The sequence below is a fragment of the Hydrogenoanaerobacterium sp. genome, assembly GCF_032017025.1.
In the GTDB taxonomy this organism is placed as follows: domain Bacteria; phylum Bacillota; class Clostridia; order Oscillospirales; family Ruminococcaceae; genus Hydrogenoanaerobacterium.
Genome location: NZ_DALZQO010000012.1, coordinates 30,209 through 44,402, shown reverse-complemented (window position 1 = coordinate 44,402; position 14,194 = coordinate 30,209). Strand labels below are relative to the sequence as shown.

Here is a 14,194-nt window from a genome sequence, read left to right as displayed (position 1 = left end):
CATAATAGATGGCTGACACCTTGTATTTGGTGATCCCTTGTTATAATGAGGAACAGGTTTTGCCCGAAACTTCAAAACGGCTGACCAAGAAACTGCAAGGAATGATAGACGGCGGCACGGTAAGCGCACAAAGCCGAATTTTGCTGGTAAACGACGGCAGCCGCGACCGCACCTGGGAGATGATTTGTGAGCTGCATACAAAGAACCCCCTATTTTCGGGGCTGAAGCTCTCGCGCAACAAGGGGCACCAAAACGCTCTGCTGGCAGGGCTGATGACCGCAATGCCGCTGTGCGATATGGCAATCTCACTGGATGCAGATTTGCAGGATGACGTGGATGTAATCGATGGCTTTGTGGCAGAATATTACAAAGGCAACGACGTTGTGTACGGTGTGCGCAATAAGCGCGACACCGATACGGTATTCAAACGCACCACCGCTGTGGGCTTTTACAAGTTTATGAAGGCACTGGGTGTGGACATTGTAGAAAACCACGCCGATTACCGCCTGATGAGCAAGCGTGCACTGCAGGGCTTAGCGGAGTTTACCGAGGTAAACCTGTTTTTACGTGGCATTGTACCGCTGATCGGGTACAAGAGCTCGGTGGTAAAGTACGACCGCCACGAGCGTTTTGCGGGCGAAAGCAAATACCCGCTGAAAAAGATGCTTGCATTCGCATTTGACGGTATCACCTCGTTCTCGGTGAAACCCATACGGCTGATTACCGCACTCGGCTTCGTTATTTTTGCCATTAGCATGCTGGTGCTATTGTACGCTTTGGTTGTGTGGCTGATGGGTAAAACCGTAGCAGGCTGGACGACCCTAGTCGGCTCCATTTGGATGATTGGCGGAATTCAGTTGCTGTGTCTTGGCGTAATCGGTGAGTACATCGGTAAAATTTACGGTGAAGTAAAACGCCGCCCGCGTTATATTATCGAGGATTTTCTGCAATAAACATTCTCGTCAGATGTTTTTATAAAAATGGTAACTTTTTTCGCGAAAACTATTGACAAATCTCTCGTATTTTTGGTATACTAATTAGGCACTCGAAAAAACGCGAGTGCACTATGAGCCACTAGCTCAGTTGGCAGAGCATTTGACTTTTAATCAAAGGGTCCGGAGTTCGAATCTCCGGTGGCTCACCATTTTGCAATTGTTATAACACAAAAAAGTCTATGGGTGCATAGGCTTTTTTGCGTTATACGGCTTTATTAGCAAGGCACTCGTTATAAACAAGGAACAACACCCTCATTTGTTAGACAGTATGATATACTGAAAACAATGGGGGTGTTGTTTTATGCCAAAAGAATGCCGAACCAGTGATTACAGGGGAATACATGAACAGCTGTACTCCCTTTCAAGCTACACTTTATCGGAGTAGGCTTGGCCGAATCTGATCTGATTGTTGCATTTTATGCTTGTTGCTAGTATAATTTCATCATTGGAGGTGAGGGTTTGTTTTGCATTGGGAAAACACGTCTGCGTTGGGCTCGACCAATCCTTGTAACCATTGCGGCTATCCTGCTGTTATGCTCATTTTTGTTGGGCTACATGCTTAATATTTTGAGGCAGAATATGCTGGAAACAAGCAGCGACCTCACACAATATCTGCAACAAAACACCGATGCAAGGCTACAAGAGGTACAGAAGTATTCTGCCACACTTGAACTCAACCAAATAAACTCACACCTCAAAAGGATTAACGCTCCCGTGTCCAATATTACACAGGACATGTATCGATTTAGTGATCAGATGAACAGTTACAAAATTGCCAATAAGATTGTTAGCGGGGTATTTATTTATTATCCTGATTTGCAGTTAATTGTGGGTGATTTGGGCTGCTACTACGCCAATTCTTACTATGCCCTGCACAATCAGCTTGCTACCGATGGGTTGGATAAATGGCTCTCCGCCATACAGCAAACCGCCAATGGTTTTGCACTATTGCCAGAGTTTGACGGGCAGAGCTTTAGCTATATTCGGCAGATGATATGCGACGGACGGGTGGCAGGCTATATTATATTCCAATTTGACACTGTCGAGCTGCTTAAGGCTATTGAGCCACTTCTTGCCGATAGCTCGACGCAGGTGGCATTTGGTATATCATTAGATGACCAGATTTTTGCACAGATAGGCGATGGAGATCTGCTTTCCCGGCTGCTTTTGAAACAGGAAAGCAACGATGCCATACTGTATCAACGTTCCTCGGAGCTCCCCTCAATACAGTATGTAAACGTGTATATGCAACGCGAGTTGCTGAGACCATTTTCTATTGCGCTGTACCTATGTGTGTTTGGTGTGGTGTTTTGTGCCCTCTTTGGGGTACTGGCATCTGTTTATATCGGGCGCAGGCACACGGTACCCCTGCACAGCCTAATGACCAAGCTGGGGGCCGAGGTAAGCGAAGCCCAGGACGAGTACCAGGCTATTGGGCAGCAGATAGACCGCATGCTGCAAGAGCGCAATCTCTCGGTTGAGAAGCTGCAAGCACAGCAAAACATGATAGGTGGCCTGTTCCTAAACACCGTGCTTGCGGGTAGTATGCACAACGAGTATGCCATCTTTAATGCTGCCAAGCGGTATGATGTTATGTTTGAGCAGCCTTACTATTTGGTAGCGGTTGTGCACCTTAGCCCCGCGATACCCGAACAGCTTGGCGGCCAGCTGCTGGATTGGTTCAGTCAGCTTGGGTACGATGTAATTGTCAGCTACTTTCAGGATAACTATGTACTGCTGCTCAATCTTGCCGAGGAAGTGTATCAGCATAGTATGGTCCCTGTATTTAAGCAACTGCTGCAACAGGTGTTCCCCGATGGCGGTGCTACTGCTGCATTGGGCATGCGTTACGACAGCCTTGTTCACATCCCGGCCAGCTACAGTCAAGCATTATCTGCGCTGGGTGAAGATGCCGATGATACCGTTGGTAACGTAATATGTTACAGCAATCGACTGGAGACAAGTGCCGAAAAGGATATGATGAACATATCTTCATCGGAAGCGTTTGCAACCGACTTGCAACAAGGCCGCTACACTCTGGCAATGCAATCGCTGGAGCTGCTGCTCAGCCAGCATACCGATAGCGAAATGTCGGCCGAGCTTCGGAATATTCAGTTTGCAGCCATACAGAACCTCTTGCTCACAGCCTTGCGCAAGGCCCGGTTGGCTGGCGATATCTCCCCTGAGGCTTACCGCACACGGGAAATAGTGGGGTGCCAAACGCCGGTACAGTTGCGGGCAGCCGCACACAGCTTGATGAATAAGCTGTGTGGAGATACCACCGATGACTGTCAGGAGGGGGGCTCTATTGCCGAGCGTGCCAAGACAATCATTAACCGTGACTTTACCGATCCTATGCTGGGGCTGTATCTTGTTTCGGATGAGCTCAAGGTAAGCAACTCTTACCTCTCCACTACATTTAAGAGCAAGTATGGCATTGGTCTGGTGCAGTATATTAACCAACTGCGCATCAACCAAGCCAAGTTGCTGATTCAAAGCACAAGTATGAGTATTAAGGAAATAGCACTGATGGTTGGATTCTCAAGTGACATTTCATTTATTCGAGTCTTTAAAAAATACGAAAGCCGAACTCCAAGTTCCCTGCGTAAGCACGGCTAGTCTATCTTTATATCCCGGTTGTGGCAGCTGCTGCACCGGGATTTTTCATTTTTGCCTACTAACTAATTTTGTGCTGCCTATCAATTAGAAGTGCTCTGGCTACTCATTTCACCTAAAAAACGGTTAACAGGTAGCTAAAAAAAGGTTAGTAATTGTGGATTGTATCCAGTTATCTGCCTGATAATACGACGAATTCATAAATTAATACATAAAAACAGTTGGTATACAGTTAACTTATATTTTTGTATGATAATAGTACTTAAAAGAGGATGGTTGCCTCTATATAAACCCACATAACAAAAGGAGTTTGAGCTTATGAAAAGAGTACTTCGTATTATTACTGCATTTGCACTCTGTCTGACCATGCTGGCAGGCTGCGGCACGCCCCCCGCCCCCAGTGGTGACGGCAGCTCTTCTACTGCCTCGAGCTTACCTGCTTCCACCCAAAAAACCGACCTATTGCTATGGATGCCTCCCTTTGGCACAGGCGACTCACTTGACATGGAATTTTGGACCAAGGCTCTGGAGCCATGGGCAACCGAAAACAATGTTAACCTTTCCATCGAGATTACCCCTTGGGGTGGGTACGAGGAGAAGTACCTCACAGGATTCTCTTCCGGGGAGGGGCCCGATGTAGGTTACATGTATCTTGAGATGTTTAATGACTTTATCGAGATGGGGGCACTGGCTGACATCAGCGGGCAGTTCACTCCGGAAGAAAAAGACAACTACATTTATTGGGAAAAGGGCAACATGAAGGGCGGACAGTATGCTCTGCCTTTCGTTGTAGGAAATGCCCGTATCCCCTACTTCAACATGGATATTCTCAACAAAGTAGGGGTTACCGAGCCTCCCAAGACATGGGCTGAGCTCGTTGACGTCACCCTTAAGATTAAGCAGCAGCTGCCCGACGTCATCCCCTTTGCACAGGAGTGGGCTGACCCCGCCATTGGTGCACTCAACAACGTCTACTACCCGTACCTTTGGCAAGCAGGCGGAGATATCTACAGTGCTGATGGAAGTTCCGTTGCTCTGATGAACAACACCGCGGCTGTTGAGGCAGCTCAGTTCCTGTATGACCTCAAGTTTAAGCACGGTGTTCTTACCGATGAGAGCCTTGCACTTTCAGGCGACGCTGTTCGCGAGCAGTTCTGCGCAGGCCGTGTTGCAATCGCTTCTATGGATGCCAAGTCCAGCACCCAACTTGACAAGGCTGGCATCAACTGGGACTTCCTCAACAGCTTCGAAGGTAAAACAAAGGCAACATGGGTTGCTTCTGATTCTCTTATCATGAACAATGCAAGCAAGAACAAAGAGCTCGCAGCCAGCCTGATGAAGTATATAACCAGTGCACCTGTTATGACTGCTTTCCATAAGGAAATTGCATCGTTCCCCCCTATCACCAAAGACGAGGAGTACAACGATAACCCCAAATTCAAGGATATGTACGAGAACCAGAGTGAGTTTTTCCATACACTTCCGGTTGCTAACGGAGCCTTTAAGGTAATGGATACACTTTACAAGAATCTTCAGCTGATGATGCTGGGCGACCTTACCCCGGAGCAGGCAATTCAAAAGACTGTAGACTATTCCAAAAGCATTGGATAATACTGTTACCACACAATAATCGCCTGACGCAGGCAGATGGCCAGTCTATCTGCCTGCGTTTTGAACAAATGGGGGAGACTTTATGAGTAAGAAAACCCGTGAGGTACTACAGGGCATTCTCTATGTGTTACCCAGTACTATCCTCATTATGATATTTTCGATAATACCTATCTTCATGAACCTTGGGCTTAGTTTTACCAAGTATAACATCATGCAGCCCGCACAGTGGGTAGGCCTTGCCAATTACGAGAGAATGCTCTCAGATCCTTACATATGGGCATCACTCAAAAACACGGCACTGTTCACGCTGATAACGGTACCTATACAGACAATTCTTGCACTGTTGCTGGCGGCTGTTATTGCGGAGCTGTTCCACAATCGCTTTGGTAATTTTATTAAGAGCGCACTATTTGTACCGGTTATTGCTTCATCTGTACTGGTAGGTACACTATGGTCCATCATTCTTTCGCCTACCGGTGTAGCAAATGATCTAATCAAAACATTGGGGGCCAACCCTGTAAACTGGCTTGGCGGCAAGAGCACAGCTCTGATAAGTATTTGCATGGCAACTATTTGGAAGAATGTAGGCTACTTCCTTGTTATATACTTTGCAGGAATTATGGATATTCCACGCAGCCTTTACGAGGCTGCTCAGGTGGATGGAGCAACACCCATTCAGCGGTTTTTCCGCATAACCATGCCCAGTTTGGCACCTGTCACTTTCCTTGTAGTAACGCTGGGCACTATCTGGTCCTTCCAGGTTTTTGATATGGTGCATACCATGACAGGCGGCGGCCCGGGGCTTAGTACCGTTACCCTTGTGCTCACCATCTACAACACTGCGTTCAAGGAGTATAACATGGGCTACGCCAGTGCGATTGCTCTGCTTATGTTTTTATTTGTCATGCTTATATCGGGTGCACAAAAACTAATTCTGCGTGGTGGAAGGGAGCGTGACTAACTGTGAGTCCAAAGGCAAAGAAATTACTTATCAAAATTGTAATGGGAGCTGTTCTTCTCTGCTTTGCAGTATTTGCATTTAGCCCGTTTGTGTATATGGGGCTCATCTCATTTACACAAAAAACCGTTCTCAACCTTGATTTCTCGGGTACCGACTTCAGCCTTATCAACTATGGTCGTGTTTTCAAAAATTTTAATCTGCTTTCTAACTTTAAGAACAGTGTTATCGTTACTACGTGCGCCTGCGTATTTAACTGTCTCTTTAGCTCAATGGCCGCTTATGCCTTTGCTAAAAAGAAGTTTCCCGGACGTGATCTGCTGTTTTCTATTTTTTTAGCTACACTGATGATTCCCGGGCAGGTTACCCTAATACCTGTATTCACAATGATGAAAAATGCAGGTATGCTTAATACCTATGCTGCGCTTTTTTTACCCATCATCAATGCATTTGGCATCTTCCTTATTCGTCAGTTCATGGTCAACGTTCCAGACGAGCTGCTGGAGGCTGCACGCATTGATGGCTGCGGAGAAAACCGCATATTTGTTACAATTGTTATTCCACTTATTAAGCCGGTACTCATCTCTCTTACCATCTTTACCTTTATCAGTACATGGAACGATTTTCTGTGGCCTCTGGTTATCTCTACCAAGCCGCATATGCAAACGCTTACCCTTGCTATATCTGCACTCAAGGGCAGCTATGCAACTAATTATGGTCTGGTTATGGCGGGCTCTACCTTGGCATTCCTGCCGCCGTTTATTTTGTACATCTGCCTGCAAAAGCAATTTGTAGAGGGCATTGCGCTAAGCGGTATCAAGGGCTAGGGATATAGCCTATAAAAAAATAAGAGGAGACAAACGGTATGCCACAGTATGAGTTTTTTATTACCCACTCATTGGAAAAGGTCTTTGCTCACAAACGTCCTGCTGCTGTTTCTCATGATTTCAAGCTGTCAGCGCTACTTGGTGATCGCGTATCCTTCCAGATTGTATACACATGCACCGACGGGCACAACGGTGCCGCATGGCAGCCATTTACTCTCTCGGTAGAGGGCTCACCGGCACCCGTACAGCTGCGTAATGTCGAGCTGATTCCGGGGCAGTACCCCTGCTGGGCAGGGCGCGACAAGAACTACCTAACCACACAGCCCGGCTTGTTCCCCGACCTGCTAACCCCCAGTACCGGTCGGGTTGCCCCAATTGACAGCCAGTACCGCAGCTTATGGGTAGACATACCGCTGGATAAGGTGAAGGCGGGCAGTTATACCCTTACTGTAAAATCGGTTGCCGACACCACCTATCTTATGAGCAACGGTGTGACAATTGATTGCAGCGCTGCCTCGGCATGGAACTGGCAGCAAGACATTACACTCGAGATCATCAACAAACAGCTTCCGCCGCAGACGCTGCTGCACACCGAATGGTTTCATGCAGACTGCCTTGCTAACTATTACCATGTTGCTGCACTGGGAGACGAGCATTGGCGCATCATGGAGAACTTTATTCGATTTGCAGGGCAGCAGGCAGGTGTCAATATGTTGCTTACCCCAATATTTACTCCCCCGCTTGATACACAGGTGGGCGGCGAGCGCACCACAGTGCAGCTTGTGAACATTGAGAAAAATGGCAGCCGTTACAGCTTTGACTTTGCACAGCTTGGCCGCTGGTGTGACCTGTGCCGCAAATACAAAATTTCTCATCTCGAGCTTGCGCACTTCTTCACGCAGTGGGGAGCCTATGCCACACCCAAAATTATTGCAACTGTTGACGGCTGCGAGAAACGCATTTTTGGCTGGGACGTCCCTGCCACCTCACTCGAGTATCGTGCGTTCCTCGAGGCATTTGTCCCGCAGCTGATAGAATACCTGCATGGCAAGGGATATACCCGTGAACAGCTGCGTTTTCATATCTCGGATGAGCCCAATGAGGAGCATATGGACAGCTACCTTGCGGCCAAGAAGCAGATAGAAGACCTGTTGGACGGATATATTGTTATGGATGCATTGAGCAGTTATGAGTTTTACAAGAGAGAACTGGTGTCTCATCCAATACCTGCCAACGACCATATTCAGCCATTTATCGATAACGGAGTGCCCGACCTGTGGGTATACTACTGCTGTGCCCAGAGCGACCATGTACCCAACCGTTTCTTTGCAATGCCCAGTGCGCGCAATCGTATCATGGGTGTGCTGATGTACCTCTACGATATTAAGGGCTTCTTGCATTGGGGCTACAACTTCTACAATTCCCAGTTCTCACGACGGGCTATCGACCCGTATAGAGTGTCTGATTGTGAATTTGCATTTCCCTCGGGTGACCCATATCTGGTATACCCTGCCCCTGGCGGTGATGTTTATAGCTCAATACGCAATGAGGTGCAAATGGAGGGTTATGCCGATATGCGTGCACTTGCCCTGCTCCAAAGCCTGACTGACCGCAATTTTGTAGAGAATCTGATTCACCATGATCTTGACTACAAGCTAACCTTTAAGCAATACCCCGAGGGTGCCGACTATCTGCTGCACCTGCGCCGTAGAGTGAATGAAGAAATAGCAAAGAGAGTTTAGAGGGCCGTGCCCATGAAAAGCAAGCTGCAATATAGGCACACGGTGTTTGCCTGCTGCCTCGCTAACTTTCTCCAAGCAATTAGTAGCGTTTTTCCTATACTGCTTATACCGCTCAAGAACACCTGTGGACTAAGCTATACCCAGTTTGGCATTTTGGTTACGCTCAACTTCTGCACACAGGTTGCCTCCGATATTATCTTTAGCAAGCCTGTTGATTGCTATGGCTTTCGTAGATTTGCTGTGGCAGCGCCATTGGTTAGCAGCTTGGGCTTGGTGCTGTTTGCACTCAGCCCACAGCTGTTTGGCGATAATGTGTTTATGGGATTTTGTATTAGCATCATGGTATTTGCCGCAGGCGGCGGCTTGCAGGAGCTGTTGCTAAGCCCAATACTCGATGCTTTGCCGACCGATGACGACAAGCGCAGCCAGCAGATGAGCCTTATGCATTCCTTTTTTGCATGGGGACAGATTCTGTTCATTCCGGCAACCACTTTGTTGCTGTGGCTGTGGGGAGAGCATTGTTGGCAGGCAATTATCCTCATGTGGGCGGCTGCCCCTGTTATCAGTTCCGTTCTCTTTACCGCTGTGCCTCTGGTACAGCGTGTAAGCCACCATGAGGCTATGCCTATTTCGCAGCTGGTGCGTCAACCTGTGTTTTTACTGGCTGTAGTAGCAATTATTTTCGGGGGAGCAACCGAGGTTACCATGGCACAGTGGGCATCCGCATTTATTGAGCGCGGTTTGCTTATCCCAAAGTCTATGGGTGACATACTGGGGGCTTGCGGTTTTGCACTCATGTTGGCAGTTGGCCGTACCTTGTATGCAATTGCAGGCAGTAAGGCAGATTTGCATAAGCTAATGCTCTGGGGGTCGCTGATGTCTGCCTCTCTTTATCTCATTGCAGCATTATCCGCATCTCCTGCTGTCGGGCTGATTGCCTGTGCATTGACGGGCTTTAGTGCCAGCTTGCTGTGGCCGGGTAGTGTTTCGATTGTTGGCCGCAATTTGCCCACGGCAGGAGCCAGCCTGTTTGCCTTGATGAGTGCTTCGGGTGATGTAGGAGCATCGAGCGGTGCTTTTATTGTTGGGCTGGTAGCCGATAGCATTGCCGCCACCAGTACAGGCGGCGAGCAGGTGGGTTTGCGTGTTGGCATGGCATTCGCAGCCATCTTCCCTATTATCTGTTTCGTTGCAAACCTTGCTTTGCAAAAGGTTGTAAGCAAGAGCGGTGTCAAAACAAAGTGCTGATAATATTTTGATGCTTTACTCAAAACCAGACTATGCGTAGACCTGCTCCTAACTACTTTGGTGATTTGTGTTGAGTTTACCTAGCAAGCGCATACGGTTTCATCCATAAGGTTGGGAGTTCGAATTTCCGGTGGATTACCATAAAAAGTCATGCATGAGTGTTTGAACCCATGCATGACTTTTTATTTTAGCTATGATAAAATCAAGAGAAAATTACTTATATTTTATTAGGAGGTATTTAACAATTAAGAAGTTAAGAATAGTGTCATTAGGTATTTTAGCGGTCGCATTGTTTATTAGCGTTGATTTAGGAATAAACTATTTAAACTCTACTTTTATCGATGTGAACGATGGTATAGTATGTATTAGTTTTTTTAAGCCATTCCTTGGAGATGATAGTTGGTCTGTTTATCGGTTTTTTAAGGCTTTCTCTAATTCTTTATGGATTACTTTTGCTGTAGCTTTGGAGAATATTGTTCTTGGCTGTGTTTCTGTTACAAGAAAAACTAATTTTAATTGTACATAAGATTATGAGCATAATCTTTGTGATGACAGTTCAAATTCCAACTTAAAATCATATGATATCTAAAACTGATATTACGCGCAAAGCAGGTAGTGTGCACAGAATACTGCCTGCTTTTTTATTCTCTTATATTATATCTTCGCTCTATATTTAGAGTTTTACTGCTATATGAATCGCCAAATTTTTTTGTATTTTTTATGCTAATTTTCACAACATCTCATTGCGCTAAAGTGTAAAATATGGTATTATATAGGCGATAAATTTATAATGGAGGGTTTTAAAATGAATACTATCGAAATTGACAAGCAAGAGGCAGAGCAGGGCAAGGTTCTTTCTATCTTTGCATACATCAGTCTTTTATTTTTAATTCCGTTGCTGGCCGGAAAAGAAAATAAATTTGCACAGTACCATGCAAATCAGGGGCTTGTTTTGTTCCTTACCGCTGTTGCACTGGGTATTGTAACAAATGCCGTTGCCTTTATTCTCCCCTTTTTGAGCGTTACCATCAGCGGCGTTGGCAGCCTTGCAATTTTCATTCTTGCAATTCTTGGTATTGTAAACGTCTGCAAGCTTGAGGCCAAGCCACTTCCTTTCATCGGCAACATTACCTTGATCAAATCTTACTAAACTAAAAATACATAAATAAAAAGCACCGCTTCACACATTGAAGTGGTGCTTTTTATTGCCCTACACTGCATCCCGGGTAGTAGTGTTCTAAAATTTCGGTGTAGCTGTAGCCTTCCTTCGCCATCTCGTTTGCGCCGTTTTGGCTCATACCACAGCCGTGACCGTAGCCATATGTAGTAAAGATTACTTTGTCGCCTGAAAAATGCCAATCAAATGCGGCCGATTTCAGCCCCAGTACATTTTCACGTATCACGCGACCGGTCGTTTTTTTGGTGCCTCCTACAGTCATTTTGTCGTTGTAGCCGCCTCCGGTTTTGCTGTCCACACGAAACCATTCGTCCTCTGGCACACCTTCGAGGTCAACATTCAGTTTGCCGTAAACCTTGTCAATCACGGTATCCTTTGAGAATGCGGTTTCCATTCCGTAGTAACGCGAGCTTTCATCCCAGTGGCTGTCTATATTTTGGTTGTGCCCGTTGAGCGCGCCTCCCCATACCTCTTTTGAGGTGTTGGTCATGCCCGCTGAGGTGGAATAGAAGTATACATCGATGGGCTTGCTGCCATATAGCACCATATCGCCCCATACTGCTTTCACCGCTTTTTGCACAGTACTGTTGGGGGTTCGCATTGGCATTCCGGTAACTGTACCGCCGCGTGCCACCAGCCTGCTGTATATCGCAACCGCCTGCGCCTTGAGCGCCTCGGTTTTATACGTGCCGCCTGTTTCATTTTGCACCATACCGCATACTGCGTCAAACGCCTCAAGCTCTTCGCCATCCACCGTCACCAAATCGGTTCGGGCAATGCGCGCACCGCCCGAATCATCGGGTTCATCGGAGGAATCCTTGCTGGATTCCTCCGATGAGCTCGATTTTGGCGGTTCAGAACTGGACGTACTTTCCTCACTGCTTGAGGCGGAGGAACTGGACGAGCTTGAACTGTTGGAGCTTGAAGAACTGCTGCTCGAACTGGAGGAGCTGCTGGTTTCGCTGCTCACCTCGTCACTTGTTGTCTCGCTGCTGGAACTGGAAGAACTGCTCGATGAACTGCTGGAGCTTGACGAGCTGCTGCTCGAAACAGAGGAACTGCTGCTCGGCTGGCTGGACGAATTGTAATAAGCGTCCGGCATCAAGGGGTTGGGGTTCATCTTTGCATTTGCAGTATCAACCTCGGCACTTTCGCCGGGTCGCACCTTGCGCCCAATCACGACAAAGCGTGCGATACGCTCATTGGTAGTAGGGTCGCGGAACGAGTAATCGCAGGTGGAAAGTGTAATCAGCTTATCGCCGGGCTTTACATCCACCGTGGTGTTGATAAGCGAGCGCTGCTGCATCTTTTTGATGAACTCGTTCATTTCTTTGTCGTTTTTCGGTTCGATAAAATCGTGGTACATAAACTGCGGGTCGTTTGCCTTTGTAACAATCACCGCAGCAATTTTATACTTGCCCTCACGGTAGACGCTATCAAACTTAATCACCGGGTTCTTCTTGTAATACTCCAGGTTTTTATAGTTGATCAGCTCACCGAAGATCTGCCCGTCTGTCATGTTGTGCCCGTAAATAACGGTGTTGGTGCTTTCCTTTTTCAGGTTTACACGGAAATCAACAAACGGCACACCATGCTTATCATCTTTTTTATAGAAGGTACGGCGCAAGTAAAAATCGTTGTCATCCGCTTGCACAATCGCATATTTCAGCGGAGTACCTTCAATTTCGATTCTGCCGGCAACGTCGCGGTTAATCTCCCACCAAGGAATAAACTTTTTCAGGTAATCCTTGGGGTAGCCCTCCGGCACCTCGTAGTTTTCGCCCTCAGAGAACATGCTTTCCATGCCTTCTACCAACTGGCGGTTGGCGTTTGCAGCGTAGTAATAATGAACAATGTAGCCCAGTGAGCCAAGCAGCACCACAACTGCCACAATCAGCACCAGTTTAAGGATAATTTCCTTACCGTCATCGCCCTTTTGCGGGAAAATATTTTGGTACCAGCGGCGTTTTTGCGGCGGCTTGCTGCCCCCGTCGCTTGCAGCCGCTTTCACCATTTCTGTGTCGTTTTGCGGGCGCGGCGCTGCACCTTTACTAATTACATAGCGCCCCATCCGCTTCATAATGCTTTCCACCACGGGTGTACACAGGCTTTCTGCCTGCTCTTTGGTTTTTGCCCTGCCTGTCACACGCAGCATTACCTTGTCGCTGCCCATTGGGTAAAGCGCTAAAACCGGGTTGCCGCCGCGGGTAAGGTCGTCAAGCTGCTGTGCAACCGTAAGCGGTGCCAGCCCTGCAACACGCAGCGTACGGCAGGCAATTTCGTCTTTGGCAAAATCAGCAAGATAGCCGTAAACATGTTCCAGAAACATTGGCCCCAACTCACGCGGGTTTTCGGGTAAAATCAGCATACACTGTGCGCCCGCCGAAATGGCACAACCCGGCGAGGTGCCCCGTTTGTTGGGGAATACCGTTGCGCCCTTGGGCAGCATTGCCTGCTTCATACACTCGGGCGGCATGGTCTTGCCGTTTTTTTGGTATACCTGTTTGATGTGCTCAAGGCTTGCCTCGTGTAGCTCTAGCGAGCTGCCAATGCCTTCTACTATGGTTTGTTTGGTTATGTCGTCCGCTGTGGGGCCAATGCCCCCCATGAGGATTACAAGATCGCTGCGCTCGAGTGCGTGCGCGAGGCACTTCTGCAAACGCAGCTTGTTGTCGCCAACAGTGGATTGAAACTGCAGGTCGATTCCGAAAGCCGCAAGCTCACCGGAAAGAAACTCTACATTTTGATTGATGATGTCGCCCGACAAAAGCCCGGCTCCCACCCCAATGATTTCTGCAACCACTCTGGCACCCCCTTCTGCGGCAAATTGCCGCTGCTAATCCGACATGGCCTTACCGATTATAATTTGCTCGGTGGCCGCTCGGTTCATTTTTCTGTCGAGCCCACTCCAAGCTGTCTGCGGCAAATTGCCGCTGCTAATCCGATATGTCCTTACCGATCACATTTTGCTCGGTGGCCGCTCGGTTCATTTTTCTGTCGAGCCCACTCCAAGCTGTCTG

10 protein-coding genes and 1 tRNA gene are annotated in these 14,194 nt (G+C 47.6%); 10 read left to right on the top strand and 1 reads right to left on the bottom strand.

Annotated elements, in window-relative coordinates; translation table 11 throughout:
* The first annotated feature begins 8 nt into the window (after window positions 1–8).
* From RTV33_RS08885 to RTV33_RS08840, 10 genes are all read left to right on the top strand, one after another.
* Window positions 9–953 (top strand): glycosyltransferase family 2 protein, encoded by a 945-nt coding sequence (locus RTV33_RS08885; RefSeq protein WP_312643547.1) that lies wholly within the window; start codon window positions 9–11, stop codon window positions 951–953.
* A gap of 115 nt (window positions 954–1,068) precedes the next feature.
* Window positions 1,069–1,144: transfer RNA gene (locus tag RTV33_RS08880), tRNA-Lys, on the top strand.
* Between the two features lie 430 nt (window positions 1,145–1,574).
* Window positions 1,575–3,614: a helix-turn-helix domain-containing protein gene (locus RTV33_RS08875; RefSeq protein ID WP_312643546.1), complete on the top strand. Its 2,040-nt coding sequence runs from the start codon at window positions 1,575–1,577 to the stop codon at window positions 3,612–3,614.
* 315 nt (window positions 3,615–3,929) lie between these two features.
* Window positions 3,930–5,222: a sugar ABC transporter substrate-binding protein gene (locus tag RTV33_RS08870; RefSeq protein ID WP_312643544.1), complete on the top strand. Its 1,293-nt coding sequence runs from the start codon at window positions 3,930–3,932 to the stop codon at window positions 5,220–5,222.
* Between the two features lie 82 nt (window positions 5,223–5,304).
* Window positions 5,305–6,183, top strand: coding sequence for a sugar ABC transporter permease (locus tag RTV33_RS08865; RefSeq protein ID WP_312643542.1), 879 nt, complete (start codon window positions 5,305–5,307; stop codon window positions 6,181–6,183).
* Between the two features lie 2 nt (window positions 6,184–6,185).
* Window positions 6,186–7,007 (top strand): carbohydrate ABC transporter permease, encoded by an 822-nt coding sequence (locus tag RTV33_RS08860; protein WP_312643541.1) that lies wholly within the window; start codon window positions 6,186–6,188, stop codon window positions 7,005–7,007.
* Window positions 7,008–7,045: 38 nt separating this feature from the next.
* The gene (locus RTV33_RS08855; RefSeq protein ID WP_312643539.1) at window positions 7,046–8,749 is read left to right on the top strand and encodes a DUF4091 domain-containing protein; all 1,704 of its coding nucleotides are present in this window, start codon (window positions 7,046–7,048) and stop codon (window positions 8,747–8,749) included.
* Window positions 8,750–8,761: 12 nt separating this feature from the next.
* The gene (locus RTV33_RS08850; protein ID WP_312643538.1) at window positions 8,762–9,997 is read left to right on the top strand and encodes an MFS transporter; all 1,236 of its coding nucleotides are present in this window, start codon (window positions 8,762–8,764) and stop codon (window positions 9,995–9,997) included.
* A gap of 262 nt (window positions 9,998–10,259) precedes the next feature.
* Window positions 10,260–10,523: a hypothetical protein gene (locus tag RTV33_RS08845; protein WP_312643536.1), complete on the top strand. Its 264-nt coding sequence runs from the start codon at window positions 10,260–10,262 to the stop codon at window positions 10,521–10,523.
* Window positions 10,524–10,802: 279 nt separating this feature from the next.
* Complete coding sequence (locus RTV33_RS08840) at window positions 10,803–11,147, top strand: hypothetical protein (RefSeq protein ID WP_312643534.1); 345 nt, start codon at window positions 10,803–10,805, stop codon at window positions 11,145–11,147.
* Window positions 11,148–11,199: 52 nt separating this feature from the next.
* Here the strand turns inward: RTV33_RS08840 and RTV33_RS08835 are convergent, their stop codons facing one another.
* Window positions 11,200–13,977 (bottom strand): SpoIID/LytB domain-containing protein, encoded by a 2,778-nt coding sequence (locus tag RTV33_RS08835; protein WP_312643532.1) that lies wholly within the window; start codon window positions 13,975–13,977, stop codon window positions 11,200–11,202.
* Between the last annotated feature and the right edge of the window lie 217 nt (window positions 13,978–14,194).

Bases quoted from the DNA above. Each gene is read 5' to 3' on its own strand.
- RTV33_RS08875 (WP_312643546.1), top strand. From the start codon at position 1,575: ATGCTGGAAACAAGCAGCGACCTCACACAATATCTGCAACAAAACACC.
- RTV33_RS08850 (WP_312643538.1), top strand. From the start codon at position 8,762: ATGAAAAGCAAGCTGCAATATAGGCACACGGTGTTTGCCTGCTGCCTC.
- RTV33_RS08870 (WP_312643544.1), top strand. From the start codon at position 3,930: ATGAAAAGAGTACTTCGTATTATTACTGCATTTGCACTCTGTCTGACC.
- RTV33_RS08885 (WP_312643547.1), top strand. From the start codon at position 9: ATGGCTGACACCTTGTATTTGGTGATCCCTTGTTATAATGAGGAACAG.
- RTV33_RS08855 (WP_312643539.1), top strand. From the start codon at position 7,046: ATGCCACAGTATGAGTTTTTTATTACCCACTCATTGGAAAAGGTCTTT.
- RTV33_RS08840 (WP_312643534.1), top strand. From the start codon at position 10,803: ATGAATACTATCGAAATTGACAAGCAAGAGGCAGAGCAGGGCAAGGTT.
- RTV33_RS08865 (WP_312643542.1), top strand. From the start codon at position 5,305: ATGAGTAAGAAAACCCGTGAGGTACTACAGGGCATTCTCTATGTGTTA.